Genomic DNA, 19,304 nt, shown 5'->3' with positions numbered 1-19,304 from the left:
TTATGATTGAATTACATTTACATCTAGATGGTTCACTAAGAGTGGAAACAGCACTTGATTTAGCGAAAATCCAAAATATTACTTTACCTACAGAGGATTTAAAAGAACTTAGAAATCTGATGGAGGTACCAGAAGATTGCCCAACTCTACATGAATGTTTAAAGCGTTTTGATTTACCAATTATGCTTCTTCAAACAGAAATGGCAATAGAAAGAGTAAGTTTTGAGTTAGTAGAGGACTTACACAAACTAGGTGTAACGTATGCAGAGATTCGCTTTGCACCACAGTTTTCTACAGCGGAGGGCTTAACACAAGACCAAGTAGTAGCAGCGGCTATGAAAGGGGTTAAAAGAGGAATGGAAAAATATCCAGCTATTCGCTGCGGCCTTATTTTATGCTGTATGCGAGGAGCGGATATTGAAGAGAAAAACTTAGAAACAGTAGAAGTAGCTAAGAAGTATATGGGTGAGATTGTATGCGCTGTAGACTTAGCTGGGGCAGAGTCTTTATTCCCTACTAAAATGTTCGAACCTGTTTTTGCTAAGGTCAAAGAATATGGGCTTCCAGTAACAATTCATGCAGGAGAAGCAATAGGTGAAGTATCAGGCCCAGAAAGCATGAGAAAGGCTTTAGAATATGGTGCTAAACGTATTGGACATGGCGTAATGGCTATAGAAGATGAGACGCTTATTCAAGAGCTTATCGAAAAGGATATTACTTTAGAAGTTTGTGTAACAAGTAATTACCATACGAAATTAGTGCCTAGCCTTAAAGAGCATCCTATTAAGCAGTTATTTGATGCAGGGGTTAAAGTAACCTTTAACTCAGATAACATGACAGTATCTAATACGAACATTCACAAGGAAATTGAAATTTTAAAAACACAGTTAGGCTTTACTGATGAAGAAATCAGAACTATGCAAAAGTATGCTAGAGAAGCTGCTTTTATCAAATAAGCTGTATCAAACTAAATAACTTATAAAATAAATAGCCAAAGAAACTCTTTATGCAGAGATTCTTTGGCTATTAAAATATCTATTAATTATTTATTGCTATTAAAATGATTTGTTGTTAGAACATAAATCGTTGAAGCTATAGCTAAAAATGCAATAATAATAAGTCCAAGTACAATTACTGTTGAAGAGTTAATAGCACCGCCGATAATCCAAAGCATACTGCCAAATGCAAAGCCAAAAAATATTTTGCCCATAAATTGACATAATGCTTCTTTATAAATCGTTGCTTTTCGAGATTTAGGTAACATATTATATACAGATAACATTCTGATGCCTTTTCCCCGTAGTAAGATACTTCCAAGTGAAATGAAAAGAATTGTAAAAACTATACCAATAGAAAACATCATTACCTCCTATTTTATAAATAATCTTTACTTATACGTTATCATGCAGCCCTCCAATTCTTTTAGTGATCTAGCTCAAGAAATATTTATTTGTGTTACCTTATTTTAAACTATATGTATAAGTAATAATATAGTGACATGATTACAGATAATAAATTTTTTCACGCTAAATAGGCGTAAGCTCATTGGGTGCTTACGCCTATTTAGCTTTTGAGTGAAATTATATTTGATTAGTAGGTGAAGAAATAATAGTAGCATGTAAATTTTCAACTAGAAAGTCTTTTATAAGCCTAGCTTCAGATGAGAACATATATTCCAGTACTTTCTTTGATATTAAGTATACGATACAAGGAAAAAATAAAGAGATTAAATAGAGGAGACCCCCCTGGTGAATTAAAGCAATGCTAGCTATTATTGTTAATAAGGATATAGTAAAGCAAAAAAAGAAGGAGATATACATAAATAATTTGATACCATAAGTAAGTGACTGAGTGAGATGAATAATATGATTATCATTTTGATCCTTTTTACCAATAGTAAGGCAAGTAACGGAATTACTATATTGTTTGCAAAGTATACGGAAGTTAGTAGGATGGATCTTACCTATAAATTTTGGAGCGCCCCAATAAGTAGTTTTTTTACTTGACCAAATATTTTTGGAGGTTTCTTCTTTGAGTATAGTGCATACTTCGTCAAAGGGGAAAGTTGAGTAAATGGTGAATTCATTAGAGAGAGTAGTATTAGTAGAAGGAAAAATGGGCATGGGCTTCCTCACTTTCATTATTAGCTATATGATAAGATAATAATATAAAAACTTAATTTTTTAAATACTTATCATATGATAATTACATAAAAATTATAGTGTTCTATAATGGAGAGAAATGAACTAAAGAAGTTTATCTATAAAGGAGGAGAGAGATGCAGGAGGCTTTAGTACAATTACAGCAAGTGATTGAAGGAATAAGTCAAGAAAAAATGCCTATAGGAATTCAAGAAATAGGCCTAGAAAATATTTTCCTAAAAAGTATTCCTAAGGGAGAAGTGATTGTCCATGTAGGAGATAAGCCGGCAGAATTCTACTTTGTGGTTAACGGTATATTTCGAAGTTACTATATTGATCGAGAGGGGAATGATGTAACAAGGATTTTTACCCCAGAAGGAAGCGGCTTTGGAGTTGAAACACTTTTTAATGAAAAAGCTTCACCGTGTTGTATTGAAGCATTGGAAAGTAGCAAGGTACTCGTTATACCAGGGCAGCAGATAAAAAAATTAATCCATACTTCCTCTTACTTTACAAAATTTTATATCAACCTATTAGAAGAGAGTATTCACTATAAGATTGAAAGAGAAAGTAGCTTTTTACTTAAAAGTGCGACTGAAAGATATCTAGATTTTAAAAGGTATTATCCTAAGTTAGAAGAGCGAGTTAATCAAAGTTATATAGCTTCTTACCTAGGCATTACACCAGTGTCATTAAGTAGAATAAGAAAAACAATAAGAGAAGAAAATTAAGGGGGAGAAGAGATGAAGTATGCCAAATTAGGAGATACAGAAATTCCAGCCATAGCATTAGGTACTTGGTCATGGGGTACGGGTATTAATGGTGGAAATCAGATTTTTGGAAACAGCTATGGAGAAGAAGATCTTAAGCCGGTTTTTGAGCTAGCTATGAAGCAAGGATTTAATTTATGGGACACAGCAGCTGTTTATGGTATGGGAGCAGCAGAAAAGATTTTAGGAAGCTGTATAAAAAACAATCCTAATGTGATTTTATCTACTAAATTTACACCTTTAGGCTTACAAACTAGAAAAGCAGTAGGTAGATTTTTAAAGAAAAGTTGCTGTAGGCTTGGTGTAGAACAAGTAGATTTATATTGGATTCATAGTCCGGCGAATGTCCAGAAGTGGACTAAAGAGCTTATTCCTCTATTAAAACAGGAAGAAGTAAAATATGTAGGCGTATCTAACCACAATCTTGAGCAAGTTAAAGAAGCAGACCAGATTTTAAAACAAGCAGGCTTCAAGCTTTCGGCTGTACAAAATCATTATAGCTTGTTATACCAAGTATCTGAAGAAACCGGCATTTTAAAGTGGTGTAAGGAAAACCAGGTAGTTTTCTTTTCCTATATGGTACTAGAACAAGGTGCCTTAACGGGAAGATATGATGGTGAGCACCCTTTTAAGAGAGGCACAAGAAGAGCAAAAGCTTTTCCAGTTGAAGTACTTAATCAAATCCAAGGCTTACTAAAAGGACTAAGAGACCTAGGAGAACAATATAAGGCTACACCCGCACAAATTACTATAGCTTGGGCATTAGCTAAAGGGACTGTCCCTATTATAGGTGTTACTAAAAAAGAACAAGTAGAGGATTTATCAAAGGCCTTTGAAATTGAATTAACAGCAAAAGAGGTAAAAGGCTTAGAAAGACTAGCAAAAGATGTAGGTGTTAATGTAAAAGCAAGCTGGGAAAACTAACGTAAGGGCAGTTTGGTAAATAGAAAAGCTAGCTAATTAGCTGTATAGAATAATCAGAAGAAACAGATTGACTTAAAGATAAAATTGTTATAATATACATACATAACGACGGTATGTATACGAGGTGACAAATGGCAAGAAATAAGTATCCAGAAGAAACAGTGAAAAAGATTTTAGAGGTTTCATATAAGCTTTTTTATGAAAAGGGTTATGATGAAACTTCTATTCAAGATATTATAGAGGAATTAGGTATGTCTAAAGGTGCTATTTATCATCACTTTAAAAGTAAAGAAGACATACTCAACAAGATTTGTGAAACTAATTATTATGAAGGCATTTGGAGTAGATCTTTAGACCAGATTCTAGGTAACAATGCTTTAGAGAAGATGCGAACAGCTATGCTCACTGAACTAGGCAGTAGTAATAAACGTATGCTAGATAAGATGAGTACACCTTTATTAAAGAATCCTCAAATTGTAGTAAGGCAACTAAATGTAACAGTGAACGAGTTAGCACCAATGTTTGAGTGGTTTATTGAAAATGGTAACAAGGATGGATCTATGAAGGTAAATCAACCAAAGGAAGCAGCACAAATAATAGCCATTTTGATTAATGCATGGGTGAACCCAAGTTTGTTTAAAGTAGATCGAGATGCTTTTATAGCAAAGATTAACTGCCTAAAGGAAGTAGTAGATAACCTAGGTATACCACTAGTAAATAAAGGATTTTTAGAAGTAGTGACAGACTATTATGATGTAGTAAGTGAAAAATAATAAAAGCCCGAAAGGGTTTTTATTTTGAATAGATACATACCGACGTTCGGTATAAAATTAATTTCAGGAGGGATAGATATGCAAGGGAATAAAGGATGGGGTAAAGATTTTATACTAATGGTAATAGGGCAGATTATTTCCTTATTTGGAAATTCTATTTTAAGATTTGTTTTATCCTTATATGTACTAGATACAACACATTCAGCAACTATATTTGGAGGGATATTAGCTATTTCTATGATACCAAGTGTGGTATTATCACCTATTGGCGGGATTTTGTCGGATAGAATTAATAGAAGAAATATTATGGTAGGCCTAGACTTTATTACTTCAGCTTTGATATTAGGTTTTGCAGTTTTGCTCAAAGTAAGCCATCCTATTTTACTAATAGGAACGGTTATGATAATACTGGGTTGTATTCAAGCCTTTTATCAGCCATCGGTTCAGGCAAGCATACCATCATTAGTAGATCAAGAGCATTTAATGGCCGCCAATGGTATAGTAGCGCAGGTCTCAGCTTTAGCCAGTTTATTTGGACCTATTGTAGGTGGATTTTTGTATGCATTCGTAGACATGACGTGGATTTTAGTGATTAGTACCATATGCTTTTTTATATCAGCTGTAATGGAGTGCTTTATTAAAATACCATTTGTAAAAAAAGGCCGTACCCAAGGCATATTACAAATGGTTATAGGAGATACAAAAGAAGCTATTCACTTTTTGAAAGATGAACAACCGATTCTATTTAAGATGCTATTTATTATTGCAGCTTTAAATTTGTTTTTATCAGCCTTATTAGCTGTGGGATTACCTTATATTCTTAACGAGACACTGCAATTAGGAAGTCAGTATTATGGTTTTGCTCAGGCAGCGTTAGCCATAGGTTCTATAGCAGGAGCTATTCTTTCAGGGGTAGTTGGTAAAAAGATTAGTATGAATAAATCCTATGTATTTTTATTTGTCGCGTGTATGGGTATTTTACCTATTGCAATTGGAAGCTATTTAACTGAAATACCTATAGTAGCTTACGTTATTATTATAATAGGAGAATTAGTGTGTATTATGTTTGCAACGCTATTTAACGTATTTGGCCAAACCTTTGTTCAAACTCGAACACCTAATGAATTAATGGGTAAAATTATGGCCTTTGTTATGGCAATAGCGACCTGTGCTTATCCATTAGGGCAGGCTATGTATGGGGTGTTATTTGATGTATTAAAGAATCAAGTATGGCTTGTTATTTTAATAGGAGCTGTCTTAAGCTTATTAGTTTCAGTAGCAGCCCAAATGAATTTAAGAAAGTTAAAAGAGAGTGGAGCTACTATTTAAATATAGGATGTTACCAAGGGAGCTAAGCAATAGGCAACGTCATGATTTTATTCATATTCCGCTATTTGCCTAACAAAGCTATGGCCTAAAATATGTATAGACATTTAACAAAAACATGGTATAATAAAGTGAAAATTGTGAAAATAAATTAACTAATCCTAAAACATAAATTCTTTGTGTGGTAGGATTTTTTTATACAGTATAAAAACTGAATATTAAGGGAAAGGTAGAAGACAATGAAAAAGAATATTTTGGTTATAGGGGTAATTGGGGCTATAGTATGTAGCCTAACGGGATGTGGTAAGAAAGGAGAGGTGAAAGTGCAACCAGTTGAAGTACAAACGGCTGGGACAGTTGCTATAGGATTTGATTATACAAAGCGGGAAGGTTACTCATCTAATCAATATGCCATATGGATAGAGGATGAAAAAGGGGACTTGGTGAAAACAGTTTGTGCAACACAGTTTACGGCGCAAGGTGGATATGAGAAGAGGGCTGAATCAATTCCAATGTGGGTAGAAAAATCTGGTATTAGTACATATGACCAAGAGCAAGTAGATGCAATTACAACTGCAACGCCGAATACAGGAGAAGTGATGTATTTATGGGATTGCAAAAATGAAAAGGGCGAACAAGTGCCATCAGGAGTATATACATTTTTTGTAGAAGGAACTATTTATAAGAAGAGTGGTGTGCTGTATAGTGGGAAAATAGATATAAGTGGTGGAGCGTGTGAAGTAGAAGCAGTTCCTGAATTTACCACTGATGAAGCAGCAGAGAGTGATCTTATTGTAGATGTGTATGCTAAGTACTTGCCTTGACAAAAAGGATTGCATAGTAAAAAGTGAAATTTGATTATTTGTAAAGTGGTGAATAGATGGTAATAGCGTAAAAAAACATGCATGACTAGAAAGAATGTTCTAGTTATGCATATTTTTTGCATGGATTAGGAATTTGCTGTATGATGTGATGTTCTATTCAATTATTCATTCCAGAGGGAAGGGATAAAGCCAAGTTCATCTAGCATTTTCATATCTTGCTCAATAGTAATCCCAGTAGTTGTAAGCATATCTCCAGAAATAGCAGCATTAGCACCGGATTGAAAACAAAGTCTTCCTTTGTCTGATAACAGACCTCTACCACCTGCTAAACGAATGGAAGCATTAGGTACGAGAAAACGAAAAATGGCTACGATGCGGCGCATTTCATCATTGGTTAAAAGAGGGTTATTTTCATAAGGCGTACCAGGAATAGGATTTAGCATATTAACAGGAATAGAACGAATGCCTAAGTCTCTAATGGTAAGTACCATATCAATGCGATCTTCCATGGTTTCACCAAGTCCCATAATACCGCCACTACATACGTTCAGCCCAGCTTTTTGTGCAGCTTTAATAGCAGCGATCTTATCTTCAAAGGTGTGAGTAGTACAAACATTTGGGAAGTTACGCTTAGAGGTTTCTAAATTATTATGTACTCTATTAATACCTGCAGCTTTGAGCCTTGCAAAATCACCTTCATCTAAGAGCCCTAGAGAAGCACAAACTTTGATAGGAGAGGTTTCTTGAATAGCTTTACTACTAGCACAGATTGGCTCGATTTCCTCATCGCTTAATTTCTTACCAGATGTAACAATAGAAAAGCGGAGTACACCTCGCTTCTCATTATATTGAGCTTGCTTAACAATAGTGTCAGTATCAAGTAGAGGATATTCTTCTACAGGTGTCTCATAAAATGCCGATTGGGCACAATACTTACAGTTTTCTGAGCATTTACCACTTTTTCCGTTAATAATGGTACAGATATCAAAAGCATTACCACAAAAGTGAAGGCGTAAGGCGTTAGCTGACTCACACAGTTCTTCTAAAGGCATTTCTATGAGTTCTAAAGCCTCACTTTTTTCTAGTAAATCACCACTTAATACTTTATTTTTGAGTTCCAATAATCTATTCATTGACACACCTTCCTATCGTTTGATTTTTAAGAAGCGTAGTTAGAAAAATTTATTGTAGTATAAATTAATAAAATAATATTGTCAACTATTTACATGAAAGTGGTTTACAAATAGATAAATAAGTTTACTAAGAAAACAAATAAAAAATCTTGACAGGTGAGCGAACGCTAACTATACTCAAAAGTGAGCAGTTGCTCACTAAATTGATTAGGTAAGAAATCTTAATACGAGTCGATTGACTTGTAAAAGGAGAAATGTGTAAATGACAACGAAAGAAAAAATATTATTAGAATCGATGAAGCTATTTTCAGTGCAAGGTTTTGCGGCTGTTTCAGTAAGAACTATAGCAGCAGCAGTGGGGGTAAGAGACAGTGCCTTATATAAACATTTTAAAAGTAAACAAGAGATTTTAGATGGCATAGTAGAGGAATCTAAATTACGTTTTTTAAAAAAGTATAAAGAGCTAGAATTAGAAAAAATGAATTTTGATAATGTAGTAGAGACTTGTATGCAGATGTTTAATTTTCAAACACAAGATGAATGGATTATCATGTTTAGAAGACTTCTACTAATAGAACAATTTAATAATCCTCAGATGGCTGCTATTTATAAAGCCTTGTTTGTAGAGATGCCAGTTAATTGTCAAAAAGAAATTTTTCAAAACTTAATTAATCAGAAGATGATGAAGGATAAGAATGCGGAAGTAATGGCCATGGAGCTCTATGCACCATTTTTCTTATACCATACGATTGAAGAACCTAAAGAACGAATGAATCCTTTACTTAGAAAACATGTAGAAAATTTTATGGAGATGTATATGGAGGGATAGAAATGAAAGGATACCCATTACTAACAAAAAGCCAAGCTAGAAGAAATGCTAGCATTAAGCATATTCAAAAAGTTTATCAAAAGCAATACAGACATATTAAAGGACGTTTTCCAAAAGCAAGGATTAGTAAGGTCGTAGCATTACGCAGCCAAAATAGTTTTTATGATTTATCAAATAAGCAAATAATAAAAAAAGCACCAGAAGATTTGAACATTCATTTGTTACTAGAAGAATTTAGGGAAAAAGGGGTTTGTGGCTTAAGTGGCAGTGGGTTTCAAACAGAGAAGAAAGTAAGGGCAGTAGTGGATGCAAAAGTAAAGGAGAAAGTTCTCATTATTAATGCAGTGGCCTGTGATCCCGGGCTTATTCATGATGATTGGCTCATTAAACATGAGCTAGGAAAGATTGAGAAGGGGATAGCATTACTGAATAAGTATATTGGGTTTAATAGAATCATACTGGCTACAAAAGAGAAGATAGATAGTAAAAATTATGAGATATGTTTAGTGCCTAATAGGTACCCTATGGGTGCAGAAAAAATACTGATTAACCATGTATTAGGAAAGAACTTTGCATCTAATGAAATACCTGCTATGAAGGGGATTTTAATGCTCAATGTTCAAACTATCTATGCTATTTACGAGGCCATTTATGAGGGGGTAGTAGCTAATACTAGACTTATAACAGTAGCAGATTTATCAACAGGTGAGGCTTTAGTAGCAAGGGTTAATGTGGGTGATAAGGTCATAGATATTCTAGGTCAAACCCTAGGAAAAAGACCAAGGTTAACCCCTTACTTTGGAGAAGGAATAATGATGGGACGTGAAACTACTCAGGAGGATGAAATCACTCTTACTACGAATTTTATAGGCTATGGAGAAGCTATTAGTTATGATCAAGAAGCAAGATGCAGAAGATGTGGTGCTTGTAGTAGAAAATGCCCGATGCAAATACGGGTAGATAAAATAATTGCAGCTATAGAAAAAAATAATCTCTCGGTTATAAAAGAGCTTCATCCAGAAAACTGCATTCAATGTGGTGCATGTACCTACCACTGCAAGGCAGGGAAAAACACAATGGCTTTGGTTGAAGAATTAAAGGGTTGAGGGGAGAGCGATTATGAGGAAAAAGTATGTGGTTTGGGGAATTGTTTTATTATTTATTATTACATTTTATTGGGTAGAATTTAGTCCTTGGAGCAGTACAGCCGTGCAAAGTTATAATAATGGCTATGGAACTTTTGATATGAAAAGTTATGATGCAAATAGTGTTTATACGGTTTTAGACCAGATGGAGCCAAAAGGGTTTAGCATCTACCAGAAGTATTTCATAGGGGACTTTTTATTTGTGATAGGTTTTGGTGGTGTACAGATTTTACTTTCTCTATATGCTTATAAATGGACAAAAGCTAAATGGATACGTACTATTACTATTGGTGTACCAGTTGCTAGAGGATTATTCGATATCATAGAAAATATATTGCTATTTAGTGTATTATTATTATATCCTGTGCAGCATCCCATAGCTGTTACTATAGCAGGAATGGCTACATCCATGAAGCTATGCATGATAGGCATATGGGGAGGATTATTTATACTAGGAATAGTCATAAAGTTAGGTCAGTATATTATGAAAAAAAGAGTATTGGGGAGATGATGAAGTGGATTTGCAAATGATTAATGAGGCATTTTCTATATGTAAGGTAAAGGATTTTAGTGAGGTAAATTTAAATGAACTGTATGTATTCACAAGTCATACGGATGAGGAGTATTCCGTTATTTGCCCAACAAAGCTAGTACCTAAAGCATGTATAGAAGTTGAACATGACTGGCGTTGTTTTAGAATAGCGGAAGATGCTTCTTTTGGAAAGTATGGAATGATAGCTTTCTTAGCAGATATTATTGCTAAGCAGAAGACAGGAATTTTGGTGGTGGCCACGTATGATACGGATTATATTTTAATTAAAGGCTCTAAATGGGAAGAGGTTAAAGGCGCATTAGAAGAAAGTAATTGTAGATTTATTTAGAAGATTAGATTTCCCGAATGGAATGAAAGATGAATAATAGCTTGCTTACTTATTAGATATTCTATATTAGGGAGATCGTACTAATAGGCTAGGCTTTAGTTTGGTGTTATAATATTTTTTATAGAAACCAAAAAGTATTAATAATGACAAACTCGAGGGGAAGCACAATGAATAAACAATATGACGCAGTTATTTTTGATTTAGATGGTACCTTAATCGATTCCATGTGGGTATGGGAAAAAATTGATGAGACTTTTTTAAGTGAATTAGGGCTTACAGTACCTAAAGATATGGATAAAATATTAGAGGGCAAAAGTTTTACAGAAACAGCCATTTATTTCAAAGAACGTTTTAAGCTAGAAATGAGTATAGAAGCTATCAAAGAACGTTGGAATCAGATGGCATGGGGATTTTATACTAAAAAAGTACCATTAAAAGCAGGAGCTAAAGACTTTTTAGTATGGCTTAAAGAAAAAAATATTAAGATGGGCATTGCTACGAGCAATAGTATTCAACTAGTAGAAGCTGTACTTGAAGCATTAAATATTAGAGATTACTTTAGTCAGATTCGCACCTCTTGTGAAGTGGGTAGGGGTAAGCCTTTTCCTGATATCTATTTAAAAGTAGCAGAAGATTTAAAAGTGGAGCCTCATAAGTGCTTAATCTTTGAAGATATTCCAAACGGCCTCAGAGCAGGTAAAGCAGCAGGCATGACAGCTTGGGGAATGTTTGATAATCAAACAAAAGAGATGCAATCAGAAATGCAGGAGATAGCAGACCATTTTGTAATGGATTATTATGAAGTGATGAAAAGCTTTGAAGCTTAACAACTAAGAAACATTGATGTTGGAAGGTAATGCTGTTTGTAAGTAGTATTTTACGGGTTATGGAAAGTAGGAGAATATAAGGATTTAGAATTAATAATAATAAATCGTACCACAAGTAACTCAGATGGTGGTTAGAAACCTTGAAAATAAAGAAATGTAGACAAATTGATTATGGTACAGGCTGGTAAGTAAAGTTTGATTAAAGATAGATGAACAACTGCAGGAGGACATTAAGAATAAGACCTTATCCAATAGAAAACAATTGGATAAGGTTATTTTTGTGCCGCAAATTATAAAGTTTGCTATTTAGAAGAAATATAATTGTTATTACGTAGGTGGAGTGATATGCTAAAAATAAAATAGATATTTTATAAGTTGATAAGTTTGAATTTACTGAGGCATAATATGAGTTGGTTTAATGTATACGGATTTTTATTTATGATGGTTATTCTGGTACTCAATAATACAACTCGTTATATGAGTGAACTTAAAACAGGAGAAGAGATATTGTGTGTTAGCACAAAAGGAGATGCAAGACTTGTTGTAGATAGAAATGAGATTGAAAAAAGACCATTACAGATGATTAACGCAGTGGTAGGAGAAATAAAAAATAATACAAGTGTATCAGAAAATCATAACCAGAGAAGGTACTTCGGTTTTATTACCCTTTTGTGCTTTCCATAGAAAGGAATGTTCATAATAATGAAAGATATAAAAGTCATATTTATGGGTACACCTGATTTTAGTGTAAATGTACTTAATAGCTTAATTGATAATACTAATGTAATAGGAGTAGTAACTCAACCAGATAAATTAGCTGGTAGAAAACAAGTATTGACGCAGCCAGCTGTAAAAAAGGTGGCACTTGAAAACAATATAAAAGTAATACAACCGACTAAAATAAGAGAAGAATATCAAAGTATAATAGATTTAAATCCTGATATTATTATTACTTGTGCATATGGTCAATTTCTCCCCAAAGAGATATTAGATTATCCTAAATATGGTTGTATAAATGTTCACGCATCACTTCTTCCCAAATTACGAGGAGGAGCACCTATTCATAAAGCTATTATTGATGGATATACCACTACAGGTATAACCATAATGCATATGGGTCTAAAAATGGATAATGGTGATATAATAAGCCAAAAAAGCATTGAAATAGAAAAAACTGATAATGTAGGTACGTTGCATGATAAATTAAGCCTATTAGGTGCAGAACTATTAATAGAGACATTACCAAGTATTGTAAGTGGACAAGCAAATAGAATTGTCCAAAATGAAGAAGAAATAACATTTGCTTATAATATATCAAGAGAAGATGAACATTTAAATTTCAATAAAACCAAAGTAGAAGTTTTTAACCAAATAAGAGGACTTAATCCATGGCCAGTATCTTATGCAATTTTAGAAGATAAAGAAATAAAAATATACGAAGCTATTATAGGTGAAGGTATTTATAAAGAAAAATTAAATGGAGAAATAGTAAAACTATACAAGGATGGAATAGGAATTAAAGTATCTGATGGAGAAATTATTTTAAAAATAATAAAACCTTCAGGTAGTAAAAAAATGAATGTGAAAGATTATCTTAATGGATTTAAAGAAAAAAGCAATCTAATTGGTAAGGTATTCAGATGAGTTATGAGTAGTTCCTTGTTTCATTTAACTTTACAGAACAAGTATTTTTAAAGAGGAAAAATTTGAAATTGTTTTATTCAAATAAAGAGTATATAAAAAGACTTCCACTTAACGAGGTGAGGTGAACCGTATCACAAATAAGTAATAGAAAGTGGAATTTATAAGATAGCAGAGAATAACAGTGTAGTATACTATAAGTTCCATATGGAAGAATATAGACTACAAATGGAGAATGATTGTTCATCAAAGAACAATAATAAGTGATTAAAATATTAAAACTATATAATAACCTTTAGGAGGAATAGTCTCTTAAAGGTTATTTTTGTGCCACAACTTATAAAGATGACTATTTAGAAGGGATATAATTGCTATTGTATAGGTGGAGTGATATTCTGAAAATAAAGGATATTTAATAGATAAAATTTATAAGAGTGAATTAAGGAAATACCAATGAAATTTATATTAGTTTGGGAGGAAGCATGATGAAAAAAGTGAGTTTAATTTTTGTGTTAGTTTTAGTATTGTCTTTGCCTCAAATTGTTTATGCAAATATGGCAGCCCCTAAACATTCAGATATTGGCTCATCTATAACCTTTGAGAAAAATGATACAATTTCTGTATTATCAGAGGTGTTAGATATTACGGTTGATGGCTCGCAAGCGGATATTGTTGTGACTTATAAAATGAAGAATACCACAAATGAAAACACTTCTACACAAGCTATGTTTCTATCTCCCAATGTTGAAAACAGCAGTGTAAACATAGTAGTTAATGATAAAGATAAATCTTTCACAGTAGAGAGTTACGATTTGAATTACAATACAGAAGTAAAAACGAATGACTGGCAGTATGCTATACTTACAGATGATGAGTTAGCAAGACATAACCAGGAGCAGACAGTAGATGCTATAACCTTTGATATGAGTTTTACACCGAATGAAGAATATGAGGTTATTGTTTCTTATGGTTACAGTCTTGGTGGATACCCGGATTATGATTTTGATGCTAAAAGAGGTGAGATTGAATATTATCTGGCACCTGCTACTATGTGGAAGGATTTCTCTGATTTAACGATCAATCTATATCTTGATAAAAATATGCCGATTATCAAAAGTAGTAATTTAGAGTTTAAAAAAGTTGGAGTACGCACTTATCAGTATAATTCAAATACGCTTCCTGAAGGAAATTTAGAAATAGTCATTGATGAAAACTGGTATCAAAATATTTTTAGCACCTTAAGAAGCCCTTATTTAGACATAACTCTTATGATACTTTCGCCATTTATTTTAATAGGCTTAATAATTGTTGTCTTTATTACTTGGTACATTCGTAAAAGAAAAAAGCATACGAGCTAAAATGAGATATTATAAGCGTAATGTGAAGTTTAACAAAGTCCAATTTATTGATAATAGGAGTATTTGTAATACTAGTTTTTAGAGTAACTACCTATGGTATGAGTATACTATAAATAGTGTAAATGATGTGGGGAGCAGATTGCTCTCTATTTTTATGAGAGTCTTGAAGGCGTATACTATCATTAAGCTATAAAATAATCACACACAAATGATAATATAAGAAATAGATTAGCATAGGGAAATATTAAAAAGGAGGAGGAATGATTATATATGAAAGATATTTTATTAGTAGAAGATAATTTAGAAGTAGCCAAGGAGATCAAATTAAGTTTAGAAAAGTGGGGTATGCAAGTACAACTTATAGAAGATTTTAGTAATGTTTTAGAAGAGGTCGTGAGGAAGCAGCCTAAACTTGTACTTATGGATGTGAATTTACCTTATTATGATGGCTTTTATTGGTGTGGGCGGATAAGAGAAGTATCTAATCTTCCTATTTTATTTTTATCTTCAAGGGACTCCAATATGGATGTTATTATGGGGATTAATAATGGAGGAGATGATTATATTACAAAACCCTTTGACACTCAAGTATTACTAAGTAAAATAAATGCCTTATTAAGGAGAGCTTACCAATATACAGATGCAGGTGCATTATTGTATTATAACGATGCTGTATTAGATATAGATAAATGTGAACTTAGGTATAAGGGAAATAGTTTAGAGCTTACCAAGAATGAAATTAAAATTTTAACACTGCTTATTCGTAATAAAGGAAAGGTAGTTTCTAGAGATAAAATCATGATGAGTTTATGGAATGATGACGAATTTATTAGTGATAATACTCTTACTGTTAATATGACAAGGTTACGTAGTAAGATGAAAGAAATAGGACTAGAAGAAGTTATTAAAACTAAAAAAGGGTTGGGGTATATGATGTAATGAAAATAAGACAATTTATTTCTGAACAAAAAGTGACTATTGCCGTACAGCTCATCATTTTACTATGTGTGAATGCCTATTTATTTCTATTAAGTACAGATACCATACAACAAGAGGATATACTTTATTTAGACATGGTGTTAATAACCTTTTATTTAGGTGGTTTTTATATAAGCTATATAAAATGGAAATCCAGCTATGAACAGTTATATCATGCACTAGAAGAAGGGGAAGATATCACAAGAGAAGAGATTAAAGGGGATGATGTGTCTGGGGAAATTATGCGTTATATAGTAGATACAAAAGAACTAAAATTTGCTAAAGAACAAGCTAATAATGAAGAAAGAATCAAAGAGATGGAAGAATATCTCTCTAAATGGGTACATGAAATTAAGTTACCCATTAGTGCATTAAGTATGATGGTAGAGAGAATAGAAGATGATGAAGTAGGATATGATGTTAAACATGAAATAGAGAGAATCAACTTGTTAGTAAATAATGTGCTCTATGGTAGTAGAGCCACTGCAGCCGTAGAGGATTTATTTATTAGAGAGGAAAGGCTAGATGAAATCGTCAAAACTGCAATCAGGCAAAGTGCCTTTTTCTTAATCAAAAACAATATAGAGGTGGAAATGGCGTACTTAAATCTTGAAGCTTATACAGATAAAAAGTGGCTGGTCTATGTGATAGGGCAAATGATTAGTAATGCGATTAAATATGCGGGGGTAAATGGGAAAATCAGTTTTTACGGTGAAGAAGACGCCCAATATATTATTTTAAATATCAAAGATTATGGGGTAGGTATTGCAGAGGAAGATCAAGAGCGCATTTTTAATAAAGGCTTCACAGGTAAGAATGGAAGAAATACAACGTATAAGTCTACAGGGATGGGACTTTATTTCTCTAAGAAAATTTTAGACAAGTTAGGTCATGACATAGAGGTAGAGTCTGTAGAAGGAAAGTATACTTTGTTTAGAATAAAGTTTTATAAGATATCAGATTATATTAAGGTTGCAAAAATGTAACGTTACAAATGAAAATGTCATGTTAAGTGAAGGAATATAGTTAGCGATGCTATTAAAATTGAATTATACAAATTTAATTTTGGAGGCGCTTAAATGAAGGAGATTTTAAAATTAAGCCATTTATATAAGGAATATGGTATAAAAGGATTTAAGACACAGGTACTAAAAGATATTTCTCTTACAGTAGGGGAGGGAGAGTTTATAGCGATTATGGGACCTTCTGGTTCAGGAAAAACGACCCTCTTAAATCTTTTGTCCACCATTGATAAACCCACAAAGGGAGAGATCTTATTAGATGGTAAGGATATAACAAAACTTAGAAATAAAGAGCTATCACAGATTAGAAAAGATCATATAGGATTTATCTTTCAGGATTATAGTCTTTTAGATAATATGAATTTGATGGATAATATTGCATTACCTCTTGCATTAGGGCATAAAAAGAGTAAGGAAATCGAAGAAAAGGTAATTGCCATAGCAGAGACTTTTGGATTAAAGGAACATTTGAATAAGTATCCATATGAGTTATCTGGAGGACAAAAGCAAAGAGGAGCAGCAGCTAGAGCACTTATTACAAGCCCGAGTGTTATATTTGCAGATGAACCAACAGGAGCGTTAGACTCAAAGTCTTCTTCTGATTTATTAGCATGTTTGAAGAGAGTTAATGAAGAGAAGAAAGCCACTATCATTATGGTTACCCACGATGCCCTTACTGCAAGTTATGCGCAAAAGGTATATGTATTAAGTGATGGTGAAATCAAGTGTCAATTAAATAGAGGTAATGAGCGAAAGGAATTTTATGGACGTATTATTGACCTATTAGCAACCTTAGGGGGTGCGAGATAATGAGGGTGTTTGCTATGGCATACAATAACTTCAAAAATAATATGAAAACCTATACAATGTTTTTTATATCTATGGTGTTTTCAGTCATCATACTCAGTAATTTCTTTATACTTATGCGTGGGGATGCCATAAAAACTTTAGGTGAATACAATGCCAATTATACGAAGATGATTGCTCAGATGATTATCGTTATTTTGGTGATATTTATATTCTTTTTTATTTGGTATACTTCAAATATTTTCCTCAAAAATAGGAAGAAGGAAATTGGACTCTATATTTTTATGGGGGTTGACCTAAAGACAATAGGTAGTATTTATTTTATAGAAATGATGCTTATTGGTATATGCGCATGTGTTATAGGAATTAGTCTAGGAGCATTGTTTTCTAAGTTCTTTCAAATGATTATTTTTGGACTAGCAGGTTTTAATGTCAAGGTTAAACTTGATATTACAAATGGAGCCCTCATTCGTACAGCTATTGGTTTTATGGTGATTTTTACAATCATGAGCATAAAGGGATTTATAAGTATTATACGAAGTAAAATCATTGACTTATTAAATGATAGCCGAAAGGTAGAACGTATGCCTAGAGTAAATATTTTAACCTATATCATAGCAGCACTATCATTAGGTGCCATGTTATATGGTTATTATTTGGTGAAGCTTTCAACCTTAAATGTGTTTAAGACGTTACTTCTTGTATGTATAGGAACATATGGGCTCTTTTACGCATTCATTCCAGTCGTATTTAGGATGCTTATTAATAAAAAATCAATTTTATATAAGGGTGAGAATATCATTGCAATTAATAGCCTTGCTTACCGTATAAAGAAAAATTATACCACTTATGCCACTATGAGTTTATTAACGGCGTGTACCATTTCTGTATTAGGAACAGCAGTTTCTATGAAAAATCTTTATACAATGTCTTATGAAAATGATACCCTTTATACGGCATCTTTTGCTTCTAAAGGGGCGATTTCTACTAAAGAAATAGCAGAGTGTTTTCTTGAAGTAGGTCATAAACAATATGAACTAGATACTACTGTACTTAGGGTAAAGTCCACTTTAAAAGAGGGAGAAAAGTGGCAACGAAGTGACTATAATGTTCTTTCTTATGAGCAGTTCTTAGGGATTTTAAGAAATAATGGAAATGAAGATGAAATAGCCAAGGTGAATGAAAAAATGGTGGAAGGCAATAAAGTCATTTATATTCAAAGACCAGGAACCTTAGCAAGCCTTGTGCCAACAACCAAGGTACGCATCTATGATGAACCTTATGAAGTAAGTCTGGGGGATATTCGATTTAAGACACTAGGCTCACTCTTAAATGAGGTCACACTTGTTGTAAATGATGATGTTTATAATAGATTAAAAACGCAAGGAGAACCCCTTCATTTTTATGGCATTAAAGTAGACAATGAGCAGCAGTTATTAAATAAAGAAGTAATAGAGGACGTTACCCAGCGGATTAACCCTTATTTGGATAACGATATGGAAAAGCAAATAGGGATTTATAAAATAGAAAATGTTGCATGGCTACGGGTAGTCTATGCCATTGGTACCTTTTTATTTTTAGTTTTTGTCCTTGCAGAAGCAAGCATTATTTATACTAAAATATATAGTGATGCTATGGAAGATAAAGAGAAGTATCAGATTTTAATGCGTATAGGTGGTTCCAAAAAAGATTTAGAAAGAGCCATTAGTAAAGAAGTTGCTTTATTTTATGCATTACCATTAGTGATAGGCTTAATAGATAGCTTTTTTGCAATTCAAGTACTAGGAGACTTTCTATCGGAGAGTTTATTAGGAACATTTGTGATAAGTGCTACAATATGTATGGGTATATTTATAGTAAGTTATATGGTTTCTGTATCAAGCTTTAAAAAGGTAGTAAAAGTAAGATAACCTCTACTTAATGAG

General features: G+C 33.0%; 20 protein-coding genes. 18 read left to right on the top strand and 2 right to left on the bottom strand.

The genetic code is table 11. The features are described from left to right. Positions 1-2: 2 nt before the first annotated feature. Positions 3-956 carry an adenosine deaminase gene (add, locus tag QTL86_RS15990; protein WP_410495408.1) on the top strand — a complete coding sequence of 318 codons (954 nt, stop codon included), beginning with the start codon at positions 3-5 and terminating at the stop codon, positions 954-956. Positions 957-1,042: 86 nt separating this feature from the next. On the opposite strand, the gene QTL86_RS15985 is transcribed toward add, so the two are convergent. Further along, complete coding sequence (locus QTL86_RS15985; RefSeq protein ID WP_410495407.1) at positions 1,043-1,360, bottom strand: DUF3784 domain-containing protein; 318 nt, start codon at positions 1,358-1,360, stop codon at positions 1,043-1,045. A 918-nt stretch (positions 1,361-2,278) separates the two neighbouring features. Between QTL86_RS15985 and QTL86_RS15980 the strand changes: the two genes are divergently transcribed. The 5 genes from QTL86_RS15980 (at position 2,279) to QTL86_RS15960 (ending at position 6,758) form a co-directional block, all read left to right on the top strand. Then, the gene (locus tag QTL86_RS15980; RefSeq protein ID WP_410495406.1) at positions 2,279-2,872 is read left to right on the top strand and encodes a Crp/Fnr family transcriptional regulator; all 594 of its coding nucleotides are present in this window, start codon (positions 2,279-2,281) and stop codon (positions 2,870-2,872) included. Positions 2,873-2,884: 12 nt separating this feature from the next. Beyond that, positions 2,885-3,835, top strand: coding sequence for an aldo/keto reductase (locus QTL86_RS15975; protein WP_410495405.1), 951 nt, complete (start codon positions 2,885-2,887; stop codon positions 3,833-3,835). A gap of 131 nt (positions 3,836-3,966) precedes the next feature. Beyond that, complete coding sequence (locus QTL86_RS15970; protein WP_410495404.1) at positions 3,967-4,608, top strand: TetR/AcrR family transcriptional regulator; 642 nt, start codon at positions 3,967-3,969, stop codon at positions 4,606-4,608. Between the two features lie 78 nt (positions 4,609-4,686). Continuing rightward, positions 4,687-5,937: an MFS transporter gene (locus tag QTL86_RS15965; protein WP_410495403.1), complete on the top strand. Its 1,251-nt coding sequence runs from the start codon at positions 4,687-4,689 to the stop codon at positions 5,935-5,937. A gap of 236 nt (positions 5,938-6,173) precedes the next feature. After that, positions 6,174-6,758, top strand: a complete 585-nt coding sequence (locus QTL86_RS15960; protein ID WP_410495402.1) for a DUF2271 domain-containing protein — start codon at positions 6,174-6,176, stop codon at positions 6,756-6,758. A gap of 161 nt (positions 6,759-6,919) precedes the next feature. Here QTL86_RS15960 and bioB read toward each other — a convergent pair whose 3' ends face one another. Then, entirely contained in the window at positions 6,920-7,891 is a 972-nt protein-coding gene (gene bioB / locus QTL86_RS15955; RefSeq protein ID WP_410495401.1) for a biotin synthase BioB, read from the bottom strand. A gap of 262 nt (positions 7,892-8,153) precedes the next feature. Here bioB and QTL86_RS15950 point away from each other — a divergent pair, with 262 nt between their 5' ends. The 12 genes from QTL86_RS15950 to QTL86_RS15895 all read left to right on the top strand — a co-directional run bounded on the left by QTL86_RS15950 (position 8,154) and on the right by QTL86_RS15895 (position 19,289). Then, positions 8,154-8,720: a TetR/AcrR family transcriptional regulator gene (locus QTL86_RS15950; protein WP_127065430.1), complete on the top strand. Its 567-nt coding sequence runs from the start codon at positions 8,154-8,156 to the stop codon at positions 8,718-8,720. A 2-nt stretch (positions 8,721-8,722) separates the two neighbouring features. Continuing rightward, positions 8,723-9,826 carry a 4Fe-4S dicluster domain-containing protein gene (locus tag QTL86_RS15945; RefSeq protein WP_410495400.1) on the top strand — a complete coding sequence of 368 codons (1,104 nt, stop codon included), beginning with the start codon at positions 8,723-8,725 and terminating at the stop codon, positions 9,824-9,826. 13 nt (positions 9,827-9,839) lie between these two features. Further along, a complete protein-coding gene (locus QTL86_RS15940) occupies positions 9,840-10,376 on the top strand; it encodes a hypothetical protein (RefSeq protein ID WP_410495399.1) in 537 nt (178 codons plus the stop codon). Between the two features lie 4 nt (positions 10,377-10,380). Next, positions 10,381-10,746 (top strand): ACT domain-containing protein, encoded by a 366-nt coding sequence (locus QTL86_RS15935; protein ID WP_013655402.1) that lies wholly within the window; start codon positions 10,381-10,383, stop codon positions 10,744-10,746. Positions 10,747-10,913: 167 nt separating this feature from the next. Continuing rightward, positions 10,914-11,573, top strand: a complete 660-nt coding sequence (locus tag QTL86_RS15930) for an HAD family hydrolase (protein ID WP_410495398.1) — start codon at positions 10,914-10,916, stop codon at positions 11,571-11,573. A 405-nt stretch (positions 11,574-11,978) separates the two neighbouring features. Then, positions 11,979-12,257, top strand: a complete 279-nt coding sequence (locus tag QTL86_RS15925) for a 3-dehydroquinate synthase II (RefSeq protein WP_410495397.1) — start codon at positions 11,979-11,981, stop codon at positions 12,255-12,257. An 18-nt stretch (positions 12,258-12,275) separates the two neighbouring features. Then, the gene (fmt, locus tag QTL86_RS15920) at positions 12,276-13,217 is read left to right on the top strand and encodes a methionyl-tRNA formyltransferase (protein ID WP_410495396.1); all 942 of its coding nucleotides are present in this window, start codon (positions 12,276-12,278) and stop codon (positions 13,215-13,217) included. Positions 13,218-13,699: 482 nt separating this feature from the next. Next, entirely contained in the window at positions 13,700-14,572 is an 873-nt protein-coding gene (locus QTL86_RS15915; protein WP_410495395.1) for a hypothetical protein, read from the top strand. A gap of 270 nt (positions 14,573-14,842) precedes the next feature. Next, complete coding sequence (locus QTL86_RS15910) at positions 14,843-15,511, top strand: response regulator transcription factor (protein ID WP_013655406.1); 669 nt, start codon at positions 14,843-14,845, stop codon at positions 15,509-15,511. Next, a complete protein-coding gene (locus QTL86_RS15905; protein ID WP_410495394.1) occupies positions 15,511-16,536 on the top strand; it encodes a sensor histidine kinase in 1,026 nt (341 codons plus the stop codon). The genes QTL86_RS15910 and QTL86_RS15905 overlap by 1 nt, the downstream gene beginning before the upstream one ends. Positions 16,537-16,629: 93 nt before the next feature. Next, on the top strand, positions 16,630-17,382 hold the full coding sequence (locus QTL86_RS15900; protein ID WP_410495393.1) for an ABC transporter ATP-binding protein: 753 nt from the start codon (positions 16,630-16,632) through the stop codon (positions 17,380-17,382). Next, on the top strand, positions 17,382-19,289 hold the full coding sequence (locus tag QTL86_RS15895) for an FtsX-like permease family protein (protein WP_410495392.1): 1,908 nt from the start codon (positions 17,382-17,384) through the stop codon (positions 19,287-19,289). The genes QTL86_RS15900 and QTL86_RS15895 overlap by 1 nt, the downstream gene beginning before the upstream one ends. Positions 19,290-19,304: the final 15 nt, after the last annotated feature.

This window comes from Cellulosilyticum sp. ST5 (assembly GCF_046529625.1).
Taxonomy (GTDB): Bacteria; Bacillota; Clostridia; order Lachnospirales; family Cellulosilyticaceae; genus Cellulosilyticum; species Cellulosilyticum lentocellum.
The sequence above is the reverse complement of the archived record's forward strand: the minus strand, read 5'-3'. Positions and strand labels throughout refer to the sequence as shown.